Annotated in this window: 20 protein-coding genes and 1 pseudogene; 13 read left to right on the top strand and 8 right to left on the bottom strand. The window is 57.8% G+C overall.

The genetic code is table 11. From position 1 onward, the window contains the following. Window positions 1-69 precede the first annotated feature (69 nt). The 3 genes from HU715_RS11425 to HU715_RS11415 all read left to right on the top strand — a co-directional run bounded on the left by HU715_RS11425 (window position 70) and on the right by HU715_RS11415 (window position 1,778). Entirely contained in the window at window positions 70-372 is a 303-nt protein-coding gene (locus HU715_RS11425; RefSeq protein ID WP_186704782.1) for an ArsR/SmtB family transcription factor, read from the top strand. A 63-nt stretch (window positions 373-435) separates the two neighbouring features. Continuing rightward, window positions 436-1,410 carry a zinc-dependent alcohol dehydrogenase family protein gene (locus HU715_RS11420; RefSeq protein ID WP_186704783.1) on the top strand — a complete coding sequence of 325 codons (975 nt, stop codon included), beginning with the start codon at window positions 436-438 and terminating at the stop codon, window positions 1,408-1,410. Window positions 1,411-1,451: 41 nt separating this feature from the next. After that, window positions 1,452-1,778 (top strand): antibiotic biosynthesis monooxygenase family protein, encoded by a 327-nt coding sequence (locus HU715_RS11415; RefSeq protein ID WP_186704784.1) that lies wholly within the window; start codon window positions 1,452-1,454, stop codon window positions 1,776-1,778. Window positions 1,779-1,784: 6 nt separating this feature from the next. On the opposite strand, the gene HU715_RS11410 is transcribed toward HU715_RS11415, so the two are convergent. Together HU715_RS11410 and HU715_RS11405 are read right to left on the bottom strand one after the other, a co-directional pair. After that, window positions 1,785-2,744 carry a hypothetical protein gene (locus HU715_RS11410; protein ID WP_186704785.1) on the bottom strand — a complete coding sequence of 320 codons (960 nt, stop codon included), beginning with the start codon at window positions 2,742-2,744 and terminating at the stop codon, window positions 1,785-1,787. A 124-nt stretch (window positions 2,745-2,868) separates the two neighbouring features. Next, window positions 2,869-3,660 carry a helix-turn-helix transcriptional regulator gene (locus tag HU715_RS11405; protein ID WP_186704786.1) on the bottom strand — a complete coding sequence of 264 codons (792 nt, stop codon included), beginning with the start codon at window positions 3,658-3,660 and terminating at the stop codon, window positions 2,869-2,871. A gap of 137 nt (window positions 3,661-3,797) precedes the next feature. On the opposite strand from HU715_RS11405, the gene HU715_RS11400 reads away from it, so the two are divergent. Together HU715_RS11400 and tssI are read left to right on the top strand one after the other, a co-directional pair. After that, window positions 3,798-4,901, top strand: a complete 1,104-nt coding sequence (locus tag HU715_RS11400; protein ID WP_186704787.1) for a polyamine ABC transporter substrate-binding protein — start codon at window positions 3,798-3,800, stop codon at window positions 4,899-4,901. 88 nt (window positions 4,902-4,989) lie between these two features. Beyond that, the gene (gene tssI, locus HU715_RS11395) at window positions 4,990-6,300 is read left to right on the top strand and encodes a type VI secretion system tip protein TssI/VgrG (RefSeq protein WP_186704788.1); all 1,311 of its coding nucleotides are present in this window, start codon (window positions 4,990-4,992) and stop codon (window positions 6,298-6,300) included. A 93-nt stretch (window positions 6,301-6,393) separates the two neighbouring features. Here tssI and HU715_RS11390 read toward each other — a convergent pair whose 3' ends face one another. Then, window positions 6,394-7,191: an alpha/beta fold hydrolase gene (locus HU715_RS11390; RefSeq protein ID WP_186704789.1), complete on the bottom strand. Its 798-nt coding sequence runs from the start codon at window positions 7,189-7,191 to the stop codon at window positions 6,394-6,396. Between the two features lie 226 nt (window positions 7,192-7,417). Between HU715_RS11390 and HU715_RS11385 the strand changes: the two genes are divergently transcribed. The 7 genes and pseudogenes from HU715_RS11385 to HU715_RS11355 all read left to right on the top strand — a co-directional run bounded on the left by HU715_RS11385 (window position 7,418) and on the right by HU715_RS11355 (window position 15,186). Further along, a complete protein-coding gene (locus HU715_RS11385; protein WP_186704790.1) occupies window positions 7,418-8,452 on the top strand; it encodes an aldo/keto reductase in 1,035 nt (344 codons plus the stop codon). Between the two features lie 146 nt (window positions 8,453-8,598). After that, window positions 8,599-8,763, top strand: a pseudogene (locus HU715_RS11380) (2,4-dienoyl-CoA reductase); the annotation flags it as partial. 77 nt (window positions 8,764-8,840) lie between these two features. Beyond that, window positions 8,841-9,356, top strand: coding sequence for a sigma-70 family RNA polymerase sigma factor (locus tag HU715_RS11375; protein ID WP_186704974.1), 516 nt, complete (start codon window positions 8,841-8,843; stop codon window positions 9,354-9,356). Beyond that, window positions 9,343-10,323, top strand: a complete 981-nt coding sequence (locus HU715_RS11370) for a DUF4880 domain-containing protein (protein WP_186704791.1) — start codon at window positions 9,343-9,345, stop codon at window positions 10,321-10,323. Before HU715_RS11375 ends, HU715_RS11370 begins: the two co-directional genes overlap by 14 nt. A gap of 118 nt (window positions 10,324-10,441) precedes the next feature. Continuing rightward, window positions 10,442-12,832 carry a TonB-dependent siderophore receptor gene (locus tag HU715_RS11365; RefSeq protein WP_186704792.1) on the top strand — a complete coding sequence of 797 codons (2,391 nt, stop codon included), beginning with the start codon at window positions 10,442-10,444 and terminating at the stop codon, window positions 12,830-12,832. 519 nt (window positions 12,833-13,351) lie between these two features. After that, window positions 13,352-14,593 carry a DUF1835 domain-containing protein gene (locus HU715_RS11360; protein ID WP_186704793.1) on the top strand — a complete coding sequence of 414 codons (1,242 nt, stop codon included), beginning with the start codon at window positions 13,352-13,354 and terminating at the stop codon, window positions 14,591-14,593. A gap of 56 nt (window positions 14,594-14,649) precedes the next feature. Then, the gene (locus HU715_RS11355) at window positions 14,650-15,186 is read left to right on the top strand and encodes a dihydrofolate reductase family protein (protein ID WP_186704794.1); all 537 of its coding nucleotides are present in this window, start codon (window positions 14,650-14,652) and stop codon (window positions 15,184-15,186) included. Window positions 15,187-15,195: 9 nt separating this feature from the next. On the opposite strand, the gene HU715_RS11350 is transcribed toward HU715_RS11355, so the two are convergent. The 3 genes from HU715_RS11350 to HU715_RS11340 form a co-directional block, all read right to left on the bottom strand. Beyond that, complete coding sequence (locus HU715_RS11350) at window positions 15,196-16,962, bottom strand: S8/S53 family peptidase (protein WP_186704795.1); 1,767 nt, start codon at window positions 16,960-16,962, stop codon at window positions 15,196-15,198. A 97-nt stretch (window positions 16,963-17,059) separates the two neighbouring features. Beyond that, window positions 17,060-17,626, bottom strand: coding sequence for a DUF6630 family protein (locus tag HU715_RS11345; RefSeq protein WP_186704796.1), 567 nt, complete (start codon window positions 17,624-17,626; stop codon window positions 17,060-17,062). Between the two features lie 43 nt (window positions 17,627-17,669). After that, complete coding sequence (locus tag HU715_RS11340; protein ID WP_186704797.1) at window positions 17,670-17,963, bottom strand: hypothetical protein; 294 nt, start codon at window positions 17,961-17,963, stop codon at window positions 17,670-17,672. Between the two features lie 230 nt (window positions 17,964-18,193). Here HU715_RS11340 and HU715_RS11335 point away from each other — a divergent pair, with 230 nt between their 5' ends. Then, a complete protein-coding gene (locus HU715_RS11335; RefSeq protein ID WP_186704798.1) occupies window positions 18,194-18,841 on the top strand; it encodes a DUF998 domain-containing protein in 648 nt (215 codons plus the stop codon). Window positions 18,842-18,859: 18 nt separating this feature from the next. Here HU715_RS11335 and HU715_RS11330 read toward each other — a convergent pair whose 3' ends face one another. After that, window positions 18,860-19,675, bottom strand: a complete 816-nt coding sequence (locus HU715_RS11330; RefSeq protein ID WP_186704799.1) for a hypothetical protein — start codon at window positions 19,673-19,675, stop codon at window positions 18,860-18,862. Between the two features lie 76 nt (window positions 19,676-19,751). Then, complete coding sequence (locus tag HU715_RS11325; RefSeq protein ID WP_186704800.1) at window positions 19,752-19,913, bottom strand: DUF2986 domain-containing protein; 162 nt, start codon at window positions 19,911-19,913, stop codon at window positions 19,752-19,754. Window positions 19,914-20,017: the final 104 nt, after the last annotated feature.

Here is a 20,017-nt window from a genome sequence, read left to right as displayed (position 1 = left end):
GGATGTTGGGGCCAGGGAAGGGGCTAAACAGCGTATTGACATATCGAAAAATCTCGATATTCTCGGGGCATGGAATTGATCGAAATATTCAAAGCGCTCTCGAACCCTACACGCCTGCAAATCTTGAAAGGCTTGAAGGATCCCGCAAAGAACTTCCCTCCGCAGGATGAAGGTGACGTTCTCACGGTGGGCGTCTGCGTCAGCAGTATTCAAGAAGGTATCGGACTGTCGCAGTCAACGGTGTCTGGTTACCTTGCAACGCTGCAACGAGTGGGCTTGGTCGAAGTCCGGCGTATCGGTCAGTGGACCTACTACAAGCGCAATGAAGCAACCATCAGCGCGCTTGCCGAGGTCATAGGGAAAGAACTGTAGTTTTTTTTACCGTAATATATCGAGATATCTCGATATTCCTTTTTATAGATGTGAGGAACTACGATGAAAGCAATGGTACTTAAATCATTCGGCGGCTCGGGATCGTTCGAACTGCGCGAGGTGCCCAAGCCTGTACCGCACGCCGGACAAGTCTTGGTCCGAGTGCACGCAACCTCCATCAATCCGTTGGATTACCAGGTTCGTCGCGGCGACTATCCCGACTTGGTGCAACTGCCGGCCATTACCGGACACGATGTATCGGGCGTTGTCGAAGAGGTTGGGCCGGGAGTGACCACCTTCGCTCCAGGGGACGAAGTCTGGTACACCCCGCAAATATTTGACGGGCCAGGCAGCTATGCCGAGTACCACGTTGCCGCCGAAAGCATCATCGGGAAGAAGCCAGCCTCGCTGAGCCATCTCGAGGCGGCAAGCCTGAGCCTGGTTGGCGGGACGGTGTGGGAAGCATTGATCGTGCGTGCGGCGCTCAGGGTGGGGGAAAGCATTCTGATCCACGGCGGCGCGGGGGGTGTCGGGCATGTGGCGATCCAGGTGGCAAAAGCCATGGGGGCAAGGGTGTTCACGACCGTGCGTGAGGCAAACGCCGGGTTCGTGCGAAGCCTGGGAGCCGATGTGGTCATCGACTATGAAAAGGAGGACTACGTCGACGCCATCATGGGGGAAACGGGTGGTCGCGGAGTGGATGTGGTGTTCGACACCATCGGCGGCAATACCTTGTCGCGCAGCCCCGACGCGCTGGCACAGCTTGGCCGCGTTGTCTCGATCGTGGACATTGCGCAGCCACAAAATCTTGTCCAGGCCTGGGGCAAGAATGCGAGTTACCACTTCGTTTTCACCAGGCAGAACCGCGGCAAGCTCGATGACTTGAGCGCATTGGTCGCGCGAGGTCAGCTGCGGCCACACGTTGGCGCCGTCTATTCGCTTGCCGACATTGGGCTGGCCCATGCACGGCTGGAGAGCCCCAACAACGGTGTTCAAGGAAAAATCGCGATAGCGGTCGAGCCTTCGCTGATCCCGTAATTGCGTCCGTTTAACCGTTCAAGCCATTTTCGAGGAATACCATGATTTATGAGATCGCTCTGCTCCCCGTTCACAAAGAACGCACTGAAATGTTCAGGCGTGCATTTGCCGAGGTCGCTCCTTTGCTCACCCGGGCAAAGGGTTACGGCGGTCACTTGCTGGCGCAAGGGATCGAGACCCCCGAGCAATTCAACCTGATCGTGCGATGGCAGTCACTTGAGGATCACACGCCGGGTTTCGAAGCGAGTGAAGACCATCGGGTGTTCATGATGGGCCTAGAGGAATATTTTTCGGAGGAGCCGAGGGTCTACCACATCGAGGGGGCCGCCTCCTGTTCACCGTTTCTGACCGAGCAGTGGCCGAATTGACCACCCTCAGGGATTGGAACTCATCCGGCCCTGGATCGCCGTGCGCAGACAACCCCAGGCGATGAATCCGAGGATCAACACCTCGGCCATGCCCACCAGCATGTGGAATGAAAAGGTCAGCGGTTGTTCGGCCCAGTAGAACGTTGTCATGCCGGTTCGACCGCCGCCGACGCGCAGCCGCCCGCTAAATAGCGCAGGGACCAAGGTGATGACGTGACTCAGCTCCAGGACTGCCAGGAAAACACCCAGTAGAAGGAGCAGGGCGCGTGCGGGCGCGCCGAGTTTTTCAGTGGGCTCATGGGCAGGCGCGAGTTCCTGGGTTCTGCGCTGCCTGGCTTCCCTCACTGCCTTGCCGCTGGTTGGGGCTGGAGCAGGTCTGTAGGCTGGCTTCACAGCCGCCGTCGAACCCGCGACGACTTCAGTAGGCACTGCCACGTTCAGATAGTCGGCCAGTTCACGCAGCCACACGTCGGTGGGTTTACTGCCCGGCACTACCGGAACGTTGTCGGTGGTCAGGCGGTGCTCGGTGCCATCGCGCATCACCAGCCACAGCTGGGTGTAGGCGGGCTCGGCCTCTTGGCGACGACGAAGTTCGAGGCATTTGGGGGTGTCGATTCTAAAGACCGAATGCACACGCTCGCGGCGTCCAAAAAAGTTTCGGGTGCGGCGCTTGCCTTCACCCTCGCGTCGCGATAACAGCAAGGTCTCGCGGACGCCGGTGTACACCATCAAGAGGAGGCCGAGGGCAGGGATCAGCAGCAGTCCCAGCACAATCAGCAATGCGAACAATGGATCGACGTCAGTCTGAGGGAGGCCTCCGTCAGCGATCACAAACACGGCGAACGCCACCGGTGCAATGAAGGCAAGCGCGCCTGTCAGCAGCACGAATGCGCTTTGTACGAGGTTACGGGAGTGGATGTGCAGGTCATCCTGCGCGGTGCGCTCGAACCGATGTCCAATCAACATGCAGAACTCCTGGTGCGTCGCCTTCAGAACGATCAAAGGGTCGTGACAAGCAGTGGCACGCCGCAGGCCTGGATCGTGTTTAACACCGCGCAGAATACCTCATGCCCAGACGTACCCACTGACTTCAATGCGCAGCAGGAACGTTCTGTCTTGGCATGAAAAAACGAGCAAACAGCTCGGATTGGGACTTGATATTCAGTTTTGCGTAAATATTGCGGCGGTGCACCTTTATGGTTTCCGCCGAGAGGGAAAGCTTTCCGGCTATTTCTTTGTTGGAGAAGCCGCTGAGTAATAAACGAAGGACATCACTTTCACGTGCCGTTATCTGCGTGCCCAGCTGGTTGACCGTTTCTGGCCATAGAGGCGGCTCAGCCAGCGTTTTCTCCACGTCAATTTCAAACCCCATGCGCTGATGCATCAATGCAGTCACCCACGGTTTGATAATGTCGAGCAAGGTTATTTGTTCTTGGCTGAAACGGGCTTTGCTGCCAATAGATAGGCACAACGTTCTGTCGGGGTCGAGCTGGACATTGTATTGTGCTTCGTCCATGGAAATGTATTGGGCGAAATACTTGTGGTAATACTCGGTTTCAAGAAAGTATTCCGGTGCAATATCCAACAGGTGGAAGAAACCGCTCTGCGGGTTTTCCCGATTGGCTATATAAAATGGATCCAGTAAATAAAGACCTTTCACGTAGCGATGAATGAAAGCGTCAACTTCTTCCGCATCGGCCACTTCGGGAAGACTGACGACCTGTACCTGTTGGTTGCTGAAAATCAATACCACCCAATTATCGATCTGCACGTATTCATTTAATGTGCGAACCAGTGAACTCCAGAACTCTGGACGGTTCAGTTGCATGATCAGCTTCCCGATCGATCGATGCCAGGCCAGGCTGTGAAGGTCAAACGGCATTTTCTACCCCTTTAGGGTTAGGGCGTCGCAGGTCAAAGGTAAGTATTCGTAGGTATTTACTATTCGGTGGCAGCCGGTATATTCGCTGCCAGGTTTACGATAGCCATGAGGGCATGTCGTCTTGACAAGGATGTTGCATGAGAAAGTCACATTTGCGAACCCTTTTTTCGGCCTCGCTTCTCTGTGTCGGGATAAGCACATCCGTGGCGGCTGTAGAGCCTGGGATGTATCTCTATAACTGGTTCGGGTTGCTGGCGCCTGAGACGCCAAAGGAGTTTGAACAGGAAACTGGCACGCGCGTGCACATGGATGCGTTCGACAGCGCTGAGATCATGCAGAGCAAGGTCATGGCCGGGCGCACTGGGTATGACGTGGTGGTGGCGACCTCCAATGTGTTGCCAGGCCTGATCCAGGCGGGCGTCCTTCAGCCTTTGGATCGTGATCAGCTGAGTAACTTTTCACATATTGACCCTGACATCCTCGCTCAGCTCGCAGTCAATGATCCAGGTAACCGCTACGCCGTGCCTTATTTGTGGGGCACCACTGGCATTGGTTATGACGTGGACAAAGTCAAAGCGGCATTGGGCAATGATGCGCCGGTCAATAGCTGGGATCTGATCTTCAAAGAAGAAAACATCAGCAAACTCCAATCGTGTGGAGTGGCAATGCTCGACTCTCCCAGTGAGATCATCTCGATTGCCTTGAATTACCTTGGACTCCCTAGCAACAGCAAGAACCCGGATGATTACCAGAAAGCCCAAGCCTTGCTGTTGAAAATCCGCCCCTACGTCCTTTATTTCGATTCGTCCAGAATCGACGCCGACCTGGCAGACGGCAATATCTGTGCTGTTGTGGGGTGGGCCAATGGTGCCCTGGCGGCACAGGCCATCAACGAAAAGGCTAACACCGGACGCAAGATTTCCTACAGTCTTCCTCGCGAAGGCGCGCTGTCCTGGTCGGAGAATCTGGTGCTGCTGAAAGATGCGCCCCATCCCAAGGAAGGCATGGCGTTCATCAATTATATGTTGCGACCAGAAATTATCGCCAAGACCTCAAATCACACGCTGTACCCTAACGCAAACAAAGATGCCGCTGAGTTTGTCGAGCAGAAGTTGCGAGACAACCCTTGGATCTATCCCGACAAAAAGACGGTCGCGACACTTATTCCCCTTGAGCCACTGCCATTGAAACTGGAGCGAATCCGCACGCGGATATGGACCAAAGTGAAGAGTGGTGTGTGACCTGACTTGATTGTCGCCTGTTGCTCGTTGCGTGCCTTGGTTATAGGCGGGCGTCGGACGAGCAGCAGGTTTAAAAAGAGAACAGCGGATGTTCAACCCAGCCAATCAAACGCACTTCAGTTTGACCATCGACGGTTTTGCCCACGACTTTCAAGTGCTCGCCTTCACGGGAGAAGAGGCGCTCAGCAGGCCCTACCTGTTCAGCGTGGATTTTGTTAGCGAACGGTCTGACCTGGCGCTTGAAAGCCTTTTCGATCGAGAGGCTTTCCTGACCTTGGACGCGAAGGGCAACGGCATTCATGGACGGGTCTATCACATCGTTCATAGCGCTCATGGTCAGCACTTGATGCGCTACAGCCTGGCCCTCGTCCCGCAGTTGTCCTACTTGCGTCACCGCATCAACCGAAGGATCTATCAACAGTTCTCGGTACCGAAAATCGTGGCCTTGATATTGGAAGAACACGGCGTTGTGGGCGACGCTTATCGGTTTCATCTGGGGGCGACCTACCCAGACCGTGAATACTGTACTCAGTACAACGAAACGGACTTGCACTTTGTTCAGCGCTTGTGTGAAGAGGAGGGTATTCACTTTCACTTCCAACACAGTGCTCAAGGCCATGTGCTGGTCTTTGGTGACGATCAGGCGGCTTTCCCCAGGATTGGACAGCCCACTGCTTATGGGCAAGCGCGCGACAGGGTGGCCAACGAGCCACTGATCAAGCGCATCAACCTGCGTCTGGGACAGCTCACCCGTCGTATCTCACAACAACCGCTGGACATTGAAACAGATGACAGGCTGGAGCGTTTCACCGGTCATGAGCACGGAAAACAGATACGTCTTCGGACCATGGAACGCCGCCACGCGGCTTATCGACAAGCCGAAGGGCAGAGCGACCAGACTCGGTTGGTCAGCGGTCAAGTACTGGACATCTCAGGCCATCCGCGCCAGGAGTGGAATGCCCCATGGCTACTGACCCAGGTCGTCCACGAAGGCCGGCAACCACAGGTAATGAGTGAGCACGTCGCCAGTGGCAACACGGGGAACGAAGATGACTTCCGCCAAGGGTACCGCAACCGCTTTATCGTGCTGCCATGGAATGTGTCCTATCGTCCGCCGTTGGCTCACAAGAAACCGCAGGTACTACGCAAGCAGACCGCTGTAGTCATCGCCCTGGAGGACGAAGAAATCCAGGGTGATCGGCGCTTCGCAAGGATCAAGGTCGAGTTTCCCTGGGACCGTGAAGATCGATTTGACGACAAGAGTCGTTGTTGGCTGAAGAGGGCGTCCGATTGGCGTTGTGAGATGGGGCTGCCCCGGACGGGCATGGAAGTCGTGGTTACATTTCTTGAGAACGATCCTGATCAGCCGGTGATCAGTGGTTGTTTGTGTTGTCGTTAAGGACATCCAAAAAACCATGTCTTGAGCCGTTGCGGACAATCCAGGCCAGGGGCCCGATGATGTCCGCACGCAGCCTGATTTACGCCATTCAGGTCAACCGGTGTGGCGTTTCAGGAAACCCTCGATAACAGTTGCGAAATAAGGCGGGCACTCCTGCATCGGGTAATGACCGCAGTTCGGGATAACGTGCAGTTCTGCGTTCGGATGCCACGCCAGAAAGGTTCGGGCCATAGCCGCGGTATCAAGTCCGGGGTCCTTGTCGCCGACAATAATCAAATACGGTGTTTCAAGGCCTTGAATGTCATCGACGAAATTTGCTGTGACCATCATTTCGAGGTACCTCGCCCGGCAGGCAGGTGAGACTCTGTCGCGGCTTTGTCGGACCTTGAGATCAACCCATCCATCGCAAAGACCTCCGGTCACGAATTTGAACAGCCGTCGAAGGGCCTCGTCGTCTTCTGCCGTGCTGGCAAAGAACGCCAGAGCTTCTGGGCTCAACCGATTGCCAGCGGCAGAAACGGGGCACACCGCTATCGCGCTTGCGACGCGAGACGGGGCATCCGCAGCGATACGTTGCGTGATCATCCCGGTCATCGAGTGGCCGACTACGTGGAAGCGCGTCCAACCGAACTGGTCGGCGAGCATGAGGCAATCGGAGGAAATCTCCTCCACTGTAAATTCGCCAGCCAATTCAATGGATTGTCCGTAGCCACGCACATCAACGAAAACATAGGTAAACGCGCGACCGTCAAGACAGGGCATGACGGCATCGTAGCTGGAGTGGTCGCCCAGCCAGTCATGCATGACCAGTACGTGAATGGGGCCATTGCCGTACCGCACATACCCTAAGGTGGTGTCAGCTCCGAAGCTGATTTCAACGGATGCTTTCATTTCATGGTTCCTTTGTGGTTGGGGGAACCAAAACGAAAACGCCCTCCCGGCGAACCGGGAGGGCGTTTTGAAAGAGAGGCAACCCTATCAATCTCTTGAGTCAGGTTCAATAGGCGAGCCAACCCATCGCAGCAAGCCCGCAATAACCCGTCTAGACTCCATGCGCACTCATTCACTCTCAACCCAGCGCAGGTCGCCGAAGCCTCTTGCTCTGAAGGAGTCCGTCATGCGCTATCGCATTTTCGGCAATACCGGCCTGCGGGTCTCTTCCCTCGCGCTGGGCACTGGCAACTTTGGTAAAGGCTGGGGCTACGGAGCCGACTTGGACGAGGCCCGTAGAATCTACGACGGTTACCGTGAAGCAGGGGGCAATTTCATCGATACGGCCGATCAATATCAATTTGGCCAATCGGAATCCATGCTCGGCGATTTCATGGCGACCGAGCGCGATGAAGTCGTGTTGGCGACCAAATTTTCGCTGGGTGATTCACCTGGTGCCGGCGTCCTGCGCTCCGGCAACAGCCGCAAAGCCATGCGCAGCTCGGTGGAGGCCAGCCTCAAGCGCCTCAAGACGGATCACATTGATCTTTTGTGGGTGCACATGCCCGATGGCGTAACGCCTATCGACGAAATTGTGCGGGGGCTGGATGACCTGATCCGCGCTGGCAAAGTGCTCTATAGCGGACTGTCGAACTTCCCGGCTTGGCGTGTCGCAACGGCCGCCACCCTGGCGGAGCTTCGGGGTTGGTCGGCGATATCGGCGGTGCAATTGGAGCACAGCCTGGTGGAGCGCTCGGCCGAACGCGAACTCCTGCCGATGGCCGCTGCCTTCAATCTGGGAACCGTCGGATGGTCACCGCTCGGCGGTGGTTTGCTGACCGGTAAATACCGCAAAGGGGAAACCGGTCGTGCGCAGGGTTTGGGGGCGGTGATCCACGATGAGGACAGCGAGCGCAAGACCTCGACGGTGGACGCGGTGTTAGCGATCGCCGAAGAGACCGGCCACACGCCGGGCCAGATCGCAATCGCCTGGGTGCTGGCCAAGGGAACACTCCCGATCATCGGTCCACGCACGCCGGAGCAGATGGCCGATAACCTGGCGTCAGTCGAAGTTCAGCTGACGGCGGATCAACTGGCACAGCTGGACGCTGCCAGCGCCATGCCCCTTGGATTCCCACACGATAAGGTGGCTGCTTCAGCACCTTCGCTTGCCGGCGGCAAGGCAGACCTCATTGATGCAATGAACCGGGCCGTTCGATGAATCGAGTTTCCAGGCAGTCCGCCCATTTACCCGCAAACCGGTAGAGGGGCATGCTGGGTCGCGATCGCGGTGGGGCCGTTTGCATCAATGTTGAATGTACCGACGCCATCGCGAGCAAGCTCGCTCCCACAGTTGATTGGGGCGCCGTGGCGGTCGTGAAGTTTCAATTGCACAAACTGAGTCGGGCCAAAAAGCCCGATTCGAGGGTGTCGCCGTTGCGCGCGCTGATCCTGCAACAGCTCGCCCTGGCATTTCGCACCCGCCAGTATCGGCTTTGGGTGGAGAAGCGTTCGCCCAGAAGCGGACACTAAGCGCCACGTATTTGCCTAAGGCCTATCGCCTGAGTAGAATGCGATTAATTATCAATCATGTACTTGCCGGGATTCCGATGCGCAGCGATGAAACACTAGGTACTGCAGATCTAGGGCTGCTCTATCGAACCCACCACTCGTGGTTATACGGCTGGCTAATCCGACGCATTGGATGTCGCGATAACGCAGCAGATTTGGCGCAGGACACCTTCGTACGCCTGCTCAAGTCCCGTCAGTCCAGCCCCTTGCGCGAACCACGCGCCTATTTGAGCAGTATCGCCCGCGGACTGCTGATTGATCAGTATCGTCGTCGCGAACTCGAACGTGCCTACTTGGAAAGCATCATGTTGCTGCCTCAACACGAGGTGCCCTCGGAAGAAAGCCGACTGATGATTCTTGATGCGCTCGAGCGCATAGATCGCATGCTCGGTATGCTTAAACCGAGAGTTCGCCAGGCATTTTTATTTGCCCGACTCGACGGCCTGACGTGCGCGCAAATAGCCGAAAAGCTGGGTGTTTCCCGCGCGACGGTGGAACGCGACCTGGCCACGGCCCTGCAACACTGCTATCGCTTGCGTTATGTCGAGTCGTGAGCCGCAGACGCTGGATCCGGCCATTGTCGAGCAGGCGATCCAATGGCTGGTGCGCCTTCGCTTCAATCAAGCCGATGAACAGACACAGCGCACTTTTGAGCACTGGCTCCAGCAGCGCCCGGAGCATGGGTTGGCGTGGCAGCGTGTGGAAACGCTTGGGGATGAATTCGCCGGCGTGCCCGCTCAACTGGCGCGACACACCCTTAATGGCACCCATCATGGAATGCGGCGGCGCGAAAGCCTGAAGCTGCTGGGCCTATTGGCGACTGTCAGCACGGCAGCCTGGCTCGGCCGGGACTACACACCCGTACCCGCCATGCTTGCGCAACAACGCAGCAGCACCGGCGAGCAACGACGCTTCCAACTCGATGATGGCAGCCTTATCCAGCTCAATAGCGATAGCGCCGTCGACAGCGATTTCGACGCCCAGCGACGCCTGATCATCCTGCGACGGGGTGAAATCATCGTGAATGTCGGTGCGGATCAACACTCGCCTCGAGCGCGACCGTTCTGGGTGCAATCCCGTGACGGGATCATGCGCGCCCAGAGCTCCCGCTTTCTGGCACGCGAGCTGGACGATGGCACTCTGGTCGCGGCTCAGGAAGGATCGGTCACGGTTTTCCCCGGCTCCAGTCAAACGCCTGCGAGCCGCAGCGTCCAGGCAGGCAATCAGCTGCTGTTCACATCAAGTGGTGCCCGAACGTTCAAAGGCAATGGCCTTGATCTATGGAGCTGGGGTGACGGGGTGATCAGTGCACGCAATATGCGCCTCAATGATTTCATCGTGGAGCTGTCGCGTTATCGCCCCGGGGTACTGCGCTGCGCCGAAGAGGTCGCTGATCGTCGCGTTTCCGGCACCTTCCAGCTCGCCGACAACGATCAGGTCCTGGCATTGATTGCGCAATCACTGCACTTGCACATTGATTATCGGACCCGCTATTGGGTGACCGTGACCGCTGCCACCTGAGCCCATCGGAACTTTGCGCTGCCTGAAAAAGAATGAGGTGCTTTCTCATTCTCGTTCGACCTCTAAGGAAGGCCGGAATACAGGCCAGTCTGCCGATGTCCTTTCTTGGAGCGAGAAAATGAGTTCGTCCCCGGTTTCACAGCGCCATCCATTAAATCGTGCCTTGCACGGTGCGATTTTGGGTTTGATCGTGAGCAGCTACGCATTGCCATCGCTGGCGCAAACCTCGAGCGCTGACCACAGCAACCAAGTCAAGCAGTGGAACATCGCTGCCGGCCCACTGGCGCCGGCGCTTGATCGTTTTGCGCGGGAGGCTGGCATCAGTCTTTCCTTCGACGCGTCGAGTGTAGTGAACCGCACCACGGCTGGCGTGAATGGCACGCTCGATACATCGGCAGCGCTGTCATCGTTGCTGCAGGGGAGCGAATTGCAAATCGAACAGCAAGGCCCGAATGCCTATCTACTGTCCCCTCGACCAAAGCCCGCCGGCCCGCTGGAGCTCGGCGCAACGGACGTCGAGGACTACCGCCTTGCACCCCTCATCATCAATGCCAAGGTCAGGGTCAGTGCCGACGACGACGCCAACTCGGTGGTCGCCCAGGAGCTCTGGGTTGGCGGCAAGGTGGCAACCAGCATTCTCAATACACCGGCATCGGTGTCGGTGGTTACCAACAAGGAAATGGAGCAACGCAGCGTCAGCACCACGGAAGAGGCGCTGCAATACACGCCGGGCGTGGTCAGTGACTTCTATGGTACGGATGACCGCAACGACTATTTCCAGATCCGGGGCTTCCAGGCCACTACCTACCGTGACGGCTTGACCCTGAGTTCGATGCGCGGGGTACGCGAAGATCCATTCGCTTATGAACGCATCGAGATTTTGCGTGGCGCCAACTCCACGCTGTTTGGCCCCGCGGACCCGGGTGGTTCGGTGAACTTCGTGACCAAACAACCGCGCTTCGAGCAGTTTGGCCAAGGCTATGTGACCTACGGGTCGTTTGACCATGTCGAGACAGGCATCGATGTGGGGGATGCGCTGAACGACGAGAAAACCTTGGCTGGCCGCTTTACTGCCAAAGGCCAAAACAGCGACCGCGAGTACGATCACTCACAGGACGACAACCGGTTGGTGATGGGTGGCCTCACCTGGGCACCCACGGATTACACGTCAGCCACCGTGATTCTGGACTATCTGAAAACTGAAAGTTCGCCCAACAGTGGCGGCTATCCGCTGGACAAGGAATACGACCGCAGCAAGTTCTATGGTGAGCCCAGTTACAACTTCCACGATGTCGAGCGCACCAGCCTCAGCGGTAACGTCACCCATGACTTCGACAACGGCTTTGTACTGCGCAGCAATCTGCGTTACAGCAAGTTGACCGATGATTTTGGCTACGTTTATCTCAGCGACAGCGCCGCACGTGTCGGTACTACCGTTGACCGGTATCTGTTTGGAACGGACAGTGAGGCCGACCAGTTCAACGGCAATCTTATGCTGCAATACGATGCCCGCTTCGAGAACATCGACAGCAGCAGCCTGGTGGGCGTGGAGTATCTCGATTCGACCACCAAGGAAAGCTCGGTCTACACCCTGACCACCCCGATTGACATTGCAAACCCCGTGTTTACTGGCGTTCCACGCTCAATCACGCCGTATGCCGTCAACAAGCGAGACGCGACCACCAAGGCCGTGTTCCTTCAGCAGAACCTATCGTTCTACGAGCGTTTCATCGTCACCGCGGGTATGCGCAACGACTCGATGGACCTTACCAGCAAAGGCTTGATATCCACGGAAAAAGACAACTTCTCCGAAACCTCCTACCGAGGTGCGTTGACCTATATCGTCAACGATGAGGTGTCCACCTATGTGAGCATGGTGGAATCCGTCTCGCCGCCTCAGGTTGGCGTAACACCGCAGACGGGCACGCAGTACGAAGTGGGCGTGAAGTATGCGCCGATGGGGATGGACGCACTGTTCTCCGCAGCCGTTTATGACCTGACCCAGGAAAACGTCACCATCGCCGTGGTGCTGCCGAGCGGCATCATTGAACAACAGACGGTGGGCGAATCGCGGGCCCGTGGCCTCGACCTGGAGGCCAAGGCGCAGGTGACGCAGAACCTCAGCCTGATCGGTGGCTACTCCTATATGGAGTCCGAGGTACTGCGCGGTTCGTTGTACGACGGCAGCTCCCTGAAGGGTAATGAGTTCTCCACGGCACCCAAGCATTCCGCTTCGCTCTGGAGTTATTACGACGTGCCCGGCACGGATGTCAGCGTTGGCTTGGGGGCACGCTACGTCGGCTCTTATTACTTCGATGCAGCCAACTCCGGCAAAAGCGATGGCACCACGCTGTTCGACGCCGCCTTCAACTACGAGATCGCCAAGGGCACCGACCTTGCGGTGAACGTCAGCAACCTGCTGGATGAGCAGCACGTGGTCGGTTCCGGCACGGCGAACTTCTACAACCCGGGTCGCGAGATTACCGCCAAAGTGAGTTACAACTGGTAAGCAGGCGTGTAAGCCCAATGCTGTAAGGCAATCGACAAACCCGTGGCGAGGGAGCTTGCTCCCGCTGGGCCGCGAAGCGGCCCCAAAACCTGCCAAGTGCGGCGTATCAGACACACACCGCACCCGCCGGTTTACGACTGCTTCGCAGCCGAGCGGGAGCAAGCTCCCTCGCCACAGGGCCATCATTTTTCTTAAGTGAACGGCATGGGGTATAAGCCTTTTTTCCATAGTCGTGCGCTGTCCAGCGTCCGTTTCTGGGCCGAAAGTCGCCTGTTGCGGCACAGTCCATGGCCAGATTTCTAGATGTTCACAGCAACCCAGAGGGGATGCACCTCCCCAGCACTCCGAAATCTGCCCACCGCCAAGCTTTGCTTTCATCAGTACTTCCCGCTAAAGTCGGTCCCCGGGCGTTTGCTGCGCCTGCGGTCCGCGCGAAGGGGTCATCCCCAAGGCAGGTTTTTCGAGTTTTTCATTCCAACTCCCGGCTTGTCGGCGGACCGAGCCCTGTAAGGAGTTGGCATGCCCGCCACCAACGCTTCCCGTCATCACGGTCTCCTCGATTTACCCTTCCTGCGTAAGCGCGCCAAGCGTCTTTTGAAGGCACTGAAAAACCATGAAGCCGACAATGTGCGTGAGCAGCTGCGCGCAATGGGCTTGTCTGGCCCGGACTATCGACTGGCCGACACACAATGGCTGGTTGCCCGTGAGGCTGGTTTCGCCAGTTGGCCCAAGCTGATTACCCACACCGATGGCGTGACGTTCGCCGCACGTCATCCGGGGTTCGTTGCGACTAACGAAGCGGCGGTCCAGCATTGGCGATGCGGTAACGACATCGAGCACAGCCTGCGGGTGGCTGGTTTTTCAGGTTCGTTTCATATGTTTGATGATCCGATGGTGATGGGTCCGGTCCCCGCATTACCTGACGATGATTACTGGTCAGTGCGAGCCAATTTCTTGGAACAGGCATTTGGGTTCTCTCGCCGTGATATTCAACAGCGCCAGGCCTTGCAGCATGACGCGCTGGCAAAACTGGACGCGGACAGTGAGCTGGTATTGTGGTGCGAGGGCGACGCCTACGATCAATTGTTTCTGATCCGGTTACTGGCGAGTTTGCCGGCCTTGCCGCGCAGGCTCGAATTGATTGAAATCAGCCGGGTACCCGGCGTGGAGCGCTTTATTGGCATTGGTCAGCTTGCCCCGGATTTGCTCCCCTGGCTCTGGTCGCAACGGCGCTCGCTCGGTGAGGACGCGTTGGCACTGGCGCGCGAAGCATGGGCCGCCTACACCGCAGCGGACCCAGGCGACTGGGCAGGCCTTGCAGCACACTTGCATCCCGCGCTGCCGCTGCTCGGGCCTGCTTTGGCGAGACAACTGCAGGAGCTTCCCGGGGCAGGCGACGGCTTGAGTCTGACTCAGCGGCTGGTGCTGCGTGTGCTCGCCGATCATGGCGAGCTGCCTGCTGGTAAGGTGTTCAGCCATCTAATGATGAGCTACGAGCCTCTGCCTTATCTGGGCGACCTGATGTTCCATGCGCTGCTGCGACCGTTGATCGATGCACCACACCCCTTGGTGCATGAACAGCCGGGACGTGAATGGCAGAGGCGCCTTGTTCGTGTGACGGCCTTGGGCGAGCAAATGTTGCTCGGGCATATCAACTGGCTCGATTACGCGCCAGCAGAGCGTTGGGCCGGCGGGGTGCGTATCGTTGCTGATCGGTCACCTTGGGTAGTGAATAGCGACGGGCGGGTGTGGCGTCGCTGAACAAGTCTTCACCTCACGGCCACACCTCAATATCCACCACAACAAAGGAGCCTCAAATGCCTACCGCTCACGTCTTCATCGCCACCAGCCTGGACGGTTTCATTTCTCGGCCCGACGGTGACATCGACTGGCTCTTGCAACGCGACGACCCATCCGAGGACCACGGCTATCAAGACTTCATCACCGACAAGGACGTCATCGTGATGGGGCGCGGGAGCTATGAAAAGGTACGGACCTTCGACACCTGGTTCTACGACCGGCCCGTGGTGGTGCTGTCCAAACAGTTGGCCGATTCGCCGGTGCCCGAGGCGTTGAAGAATAAGCTGCGTTTCTCCAACCTGGCACCGAAGGCGTTGATGACGGAGCTGGCAAGCCAAGGCGTGCAGCGCGTCTATGTGGATGGCGGGCGGGTGGTGCAGTCGTTCCTGCGCGAGGGCTTGGTGACCGATATGGTGATTACCACCGTTCCGGTGTTGATTGGCTCGGGGAGGCCGTTGTTTGGCGGGCTTGAGCAGGATGTGGATTTGAAACTCGTATCCAGCCGCAGCTTTGCGTCGGGCTTGGTGCAATCCACTTACCGATTGCTCCCATGACCCGCCGGTTCAACGCACACGTTCACGGCTTTGCGCCGCCAAATCCAGGGCCTTTTGCATGTCCAGCCGTGCCGAGCGGCCGACGTCCTTGTCGTTGAGTTGGTAGCGGCGTTCCGACGGCAGGATGGGCGCGGTGAGGTCTTCGCCGTCCATCGGTTCGAAGTCGTGGTTTTCGCCGATGGTCATGGCGCTGCGGCGTAACAGCATGCGCAATTGCTCGGGTTGCAGTTGCGGGTTGATGGACAGCATCGCCGCCAGCAGGCCCGCGACCATGGGCGTGGCGTAGGACGTGCCGCAATGCACGGCGCTGTCCTGGCCGGCGCTGCTCGTCGAGGCGTGGGCGCAAGCGGCGGCGGTGATGTCGACGCGCATGTCGATGTTCGAGGAGCTGCGCTTGACCGCATAGGCCGGGTCGTCGACGGCAACGCCAGTATGCTCGCTGCGCTGGTGCCCGCCGACCACGAGCAATTGCTCTGTGATGAAGGAGGAGGGCAGGCGATATTCGTCGCTGCCCGAGAAGGAAGAACCATTGCCGGCGGAGTTCACCACGATCACGTCGGGATGCGCCTTGCGCAGCCAAAGGAAAAACTCTTCCAGCAGTTCTTCGTAGCCACCCATGGCGAGGCCCGAGCGCAGCAGCGAGTCGACGTCATCGCCCTTGATGTCTTTGGCGCCGACGCGGTGGATGCCCCAGCTCCAATTGAGCACACGCACGCCGTCTTCCACGAGGTTGACCGAGGCGGCGATGTTGGCGGTGATGCCAGCATCGGAGTTACGTTCGACGATGACCTCGAAGCCACCGCTGGCCTTGTCCAGGCCACGGAGGAAACCGGTGTTGCCGCTGTCATCCCAACGTGCGGCGAGGATGCCGGCGACGGTCGTGCCGTGATTGTCCGGTTTGTCTGCATCGCGGGCGTAGACGCAAGTGCGCGGCGGCGAGCAGGCGCCGAGGTCGTCCGCGAAATCCGTCGTGTCGAAGTCCACATCGCGCTCGATCAGGCCAATGCGCACCGGTTGCGGCTGGATGGGTGGCTGACGGCCGGGGATGCGCCGTTGGTAATAGTTCACCGCGTCGAGAAAGCGATTCGCGGCCCATTCGTCGGAGTCCAGGGCGGGTTTTTTCGGTTCTTCAGGATGGGCAGCGGCCTGCTCGGTTTCTTCGGCAGAGGACTCCTCGATCACCACGGCATCCACGCTGGTCTCGCTGCCCAGGCGCAGCACCAGTGCATCGCGCTGCACCAGGTCCTTGGCGGGCAAGCGAAGTTGGTACAGGTTCAGCGGCGCGATGCTGCCGACCACCTTCGCGCCGTACTTGTGGGCCAGGCGCTCGGCTTCCTGGCGGCCATCACGGTCTTCTTCGATCAGCACGCTGACCAGATCGACGTAGGTGGTCAGGCCGTCCATGTTCTTTGCTACTTCGTCCGGCCCGGCGGCCAGCACGTGACTGTTGCGCAAGGTCAGCCAGGCGGCATTGCTGGTGCGTGAGCCGTCTTGCAGCCAGAGCGGGCCGCTTTGGTAATCGGCGGCGACCAGGCGCACGCGCAGGTGGTTCCCTTCGCGTTGGACCGTGTCTGCGGGTATTGCCTTTGCCGCCAGTTGCAGTTGCGGCGTTGCATCACCCAGCCCGCGCGCTGTCAGGCACCAATCCTGGTGCTGGCTTTGCAACAGGTCGCCGCAGCGTTTCAAGCTTTCCAGGCGCAGCGGTTCCGGTGCCGCGGCCGCTGTGCCGGCAGCCAAGGTGAACAGCGTAGCGAGGGCAGCAAGTCGTAGGAGCATGGGCCAGGTTTCTTTGTCGAGGGTCTTGTTGCTCCGACTGTGATGCGGCGTGCTTCGTTCAGCGGGATAACGAGATTCAGCGAATACCCATTCCGGTTCAAAAGCTCTCGAGGCGCACTGCAACACCTGCTTGCCGTGCGAGTTCGATCATGGCTTCGACCTGGTCGGTATCGGCAATGAACCCGACATATTCGTCGCTACCAGCGTCCAGGTGCAGGTAGCGTTTGTCGAACGCCATGAGCCATCGGTCGAAATTGGCCAGCGTCTCCGACATCGGCAGCGTACCCTCATAGCGGTAGGGGTAAGTTTCTTTTACCCCGCTGGCGCTGACCAGATAGGGTACCAGATACTCGAAACCATCAAAGCCTCTCCAGTCGACGCCTAGCAACGCCAAGTGTTCGAGCTTCTGGCCTCTGTCTGCATCCAGCAAGCCTTCCACCAGCGCGGTGGCCGGCTCCTGGCCCGAGCCGTAAATGCGCAGCACGCGCCTGACCAGCCTGGCACGTTCGGCGTCTGGTATACGGGCCAGTAGGGCTTGGGTAAACGCCTTCAGTTCGGCGCGATAAGGATGCAGCTCCCGCATGATCGCCGCGTCGCTGAGCGTCGTTTCCTCCGGTGGCGGCAGGGTAAAGCGGCCGCCGAACAAGCGATCAAGAATGCCCATTTTCTTTCCGTTCCTTGGGTTGCCGATCTTTTCCAGTCTACTGTTATACGCATCCCACATGAACGCGATACCGGATATCCCGATCAAAAGGGTCGTCCGGGTTTTCGTAGGCTTCTAGTATTTCCAAGAAGCCCATTCGCTCAAGGCTCGCCAGATCTTCGAGGGTCCAATCGAAAGGGAAGTCGCTGGAAAAGCTTTCGCCCTGGTGTTCAATCCAATGAAAAACCGGGAAGGGCAGGTAACCGAGCCATTCCGATCGATAGGTGATCTCGTCAGATTCGCCACCGATCACCATGGCGCGGATCTGGTTCTTGATGATTGTTTGGCGTTCATCCATGGTGTTTCGATCCCGATTAATGATTGACTGCGTATTCTGTGTAGAATCCGTTTTCTCCAGAATTCAAAGGATTGAGCCTGTTAATCACTTGCCATGTCCGGTACGTTATTGACTCCTCGCAGTTTCCTGCACCCGGTTCTTGATTGAGCGGTTGGACGCTTGAATCAATGCAATATTTCACATCACATCACCTCACAAACAGACATCACAACGACAAGGAATGTCACCTCATGAAAACCATCGATCGTGCTTTGCTAGGCTTCGGAATATTGATTCCATTCTGGCTGCTTTTGGGTGTCGCACTGACTGCCCGGGCCTACCCAGGCTATAGCCATCTGGATCAAGCCATGAGCCAACTAGGCGCCGTTGGATCGCCAACCCACAGCTTCTCTGCCTGGGTGAACAACTTTCCCCTGGGTGTGATGTTCGTGCTTTTCGCTCTAGGCGTGGCGAGACGGTTCAAGGCATCGCGGATGGCCTTGCTTAGCGCCGCACTGATTTTCGTCCACGGTTTGGCAAGTTTCGTGGCCGGCTATTTTTCCTGTGACCAAGGTTGTGCGCCAATTGAACCGTCGGTTTCGCAACAGAACCACAACCTTGCGGGATTGGTGATGTTTATCTCGCTTACCCTGGCGGGGGCGTTGTGGGCGTTCCTTGGCAAGTCGCTGCTTTCGTCGTCCAGGTTCGCCATGTTCTCGGCGATCTGCGTAGTCCTGGCCATTGTGACCGTTGTGCTGATGGCGACGGCGTTGGCCGACGGGCACTTGTTTGGCCTGTACCAGCGGCTCAACTATGGGGTTTCGGTGGTCTGGGTTGCGTCGTTGGCCGCTGTTGCCCTAAAGGGTGATGCCGATATGAAGGTTGCGTACGCCCGTTAAAGGCAGCAAAGAAATCTCCTAGTGCTGGCCTACGTGATTTTTCCACGGCAGATAATCCACCCGGACCACGCGCTTCGCAGTGCCGTCAGCTTTCACTTGAAAGTCAGGCATCTTTGCGACGTTCAACTCTAGGCATTGCTGGGTGAGTGTCTGCCGTAACTCAGGATTGGGTTGAAAGTATTCCGGGCGCAGGCTGTGTTTTTCAAGTTCTACGTCGCACCGAATGACCTCACCCTTCGCGTTCGCCGTGAAGTCGAAGCGGGCGGTGCCGAAAGCGCTCAGGGACTGCTTTGCAACGACGTTGTCCCAAAAGAAACGACTTTCAACGGCATCCCGTTGGCGTAGACGTTCGTGATCAGCCATTGACGGCGTCTCCCCTGATGCGATCAAGGGCGCGATGATTTCGAGGCCGCCATCCTTTGGACTCTGGAGATTTTCCGGGAGGGGGCCCCACGCTCTACTCCAGCAAACGTCGGCCATGAGGTTCACCAAACGGGAGGGGGTGCCGGCTTCAGCAGACTTAGCCTCGCAAAGCCGCACATCTCCCTGGCGATCCAGCTTCATCGTTAACTTGACACTTCCCCGCAGACCTTCGGGATTGGCGTAGAGCGCGTCGCGAACCAAGGTGGCACGCAGAACCCTGATGTAACGTCTTTCTTCCAGCCGTTTGATTTCTTCCGAAGTAAGGAATGTCGGCATGGACTTCCCGCCGCTGTCGACCCAGGCGTCCATTTTCTGTTCATAGGTCGCCTGATGGCAGCCAGGAAGAACGGCCAAGGCTGCCGCCCCTATCAGGATGGGGATTGTGCGACGGCGGTAGGTAAGGGGGCTCATTCATGCGCTCCTTGCGGTTCAAGGGGCGTATCTTGCCTTGAATGAGCAGCGCTTCAAAGAAGGGGCGCGACGTGGCTCAGCTTTCCGGGGACGTAATGGGCGCGTCATTGGCTTCAGCTGCCAATTTCAGGCGGTCGGCTTTGCTGATGTATTGATTCTTGTTTTTGGGCGCCAGCTTGGCACTGGCTTTCTTGGCGTTAGCCTTCAATAACTGGTTTATTTTCTTGCGGCGATTCATGTTGTTCTGCTCAGCGTGTCAATGTCCGGATGGTATCAGTTTTCCGTTTTCTCAGGATTGTTCCTGACGTTGGCGACAGGCCTTGTGGGAAATGACCGTTGCTC

Origin of the sequence: Pseudomonas zanjanensis (assembly GCF_014268745.2) — a bacterium.
Lineage (GTDB): Bacteria > Pseudomonadota > Gammaproteobacteria > Pseudomonadales > Pseudomonadaceae > Aquipseudomonas > Aquipseudomonas zanjanensis.
This window is presented reverse-complemented; position numbering and strand designations above follow the sequence as displayed.

Excerpts from the sequence above, each read along its gene's own strand:
- HU715_RS11425 (WP_186704782.1), top strand. The coding sequence starts at position 70 with ATGGAATTGATCGAAATATTCAAAGCGCTCTCGAACCCTACACGCCTG.
- HU715_RS11420 (WP_186704783.1), top strand. The coding sequence starts at position 436 with ATGAAAGCAATGGTACTTAAATCATTCGGCGGCTCGGGATCGTTCGAA.
- HU715_RS11415 (WP_186704784.1), top strand. The coding sequence starts at position 1,452 with ATGATTTATGAGATCGCTCTGCTCCCCGTTCACAAAGAACGCACTGAA.
- HU715_RS11410 (WP_186704785.1), bottom strand. The coding sequence starts at position 2,744 with ATGTTGATTGGACATCGGTTCGAGCGCACCGCGCAGGATGACCTGCAC.
- HU715_RS11405 (WP_186704786.1), bottom strand. The coding sequence starts at position 3,660 with ATGCCGTTTGACCTTCACAGCCTGGCCTGGCATCGATCGATCGGGAAG.
- HU715_RS11400 (WP_186704787.1), top strand. The coding sequence starts at position 3,798 with ATGAGAAAGTCACATTTGCGAACCCTTTTTTCGGCCTCGCTTCTCTGT.
- tssI (WP_186704788.1), top strand. The coding sequence starts at position 4,990 with ATGTTCAACCCAGCCAATCAAACGCACTTCAGTTTGACCATCGACGGT.
- HU715_RS11390 (WP_186704789.1), bottom strand. The coding sequence starts at position 7,191 with ATGAAAGCATCCGTTGAAATCAGCTTCGGAGCTGACACCACCTTAGGG.
- HU715_RS11385 (WP_186704790.1), top strand. The coding sequence starts at position 7,418 with ATGCGCTATCGCATTTTCGGCAATACCGGCCTGCGGGTCTCTTCCCTC.
- HU715_RS11375 (WP_186704974.1), top strand. The coding sequence starts at position 8,841 with ATGCGCAGCGATGAAACACTAGGTACTGCAGATCTAGGGCTGCTCTAT.
- HU715_RS11370 (WP_186704791.1), top strand. The coding sequence starts at position 9,343 with ATGTCGAGTCGTGAGCCGCAGACGCTGGATCCGGCCATTGTCGAGCAG.
- HU715_RS11365 (WP_186704792.1), top strand. The coding sequence starts at position 10,442 with ATGAGTTCGTCCCCGGTTTCACAGCGCCATCCATTAAATCGTGCCTTG.
- HU715_RS11360 (WP_186704793.1), top strand. The coding sequence starts at position 13,352 with ATGCCCGCCACCAACGCTTCCCGTCATCACGGTCTCCTCGATTTACCC.
- HU715_RS11355 (WP_186704794.1), top strand. The coding sequence starts at position 14,650 with ATGCCTACCGCTCACGTCTTCATCGCCACCAGCCTGGACGGTTTCATT.
- HU715_RS11350 (WP_186704795.1), bottom strand. The coding sequence starts at position 16,962 with ATGCTCCTACGACTTGCTGCCCTCGCTACGCTGTTCACCTTGGCTGCC.
- HU715_RS11345 (WP_186704796.1), bottom strand. The coding sequence starts at position 17,626 with ATGGGCATTCTTGATCGCTTGTTCGGCGGCCGCTTTACCCTGCCGCCA.
- HU715_RS11340 (WP_186704797.1), bottom strand. The coding sequence starts at position 17,963 with ATGGATGAACGCCAAACAATCATCAAGAACCAGATCCGCGCCATGGTG.
- HU715_RS11335 (WP_186704798.1), top strand. The coding sequence starts at position 18,194 with ATGAAAACCATCGATCGTGCTTTGCTAGGCTTCGGAATATTGATTCCA.
- HU715_RS11330 (WP_186704799.1), bottom strand. The coding sequence starts at position 19,675 with ATGAGCCCCCTTACCTACCGCCGTCGCACAATCCCCATCCTGATAGGG.
- HU715_RS11325 (WP_186704800.1), bottom strand. The coding sequence starts at position 19,913 with ATGAATCGCCGCAAGAAAATAAACCAGTTATTGAAGGCTAACGCCAAG.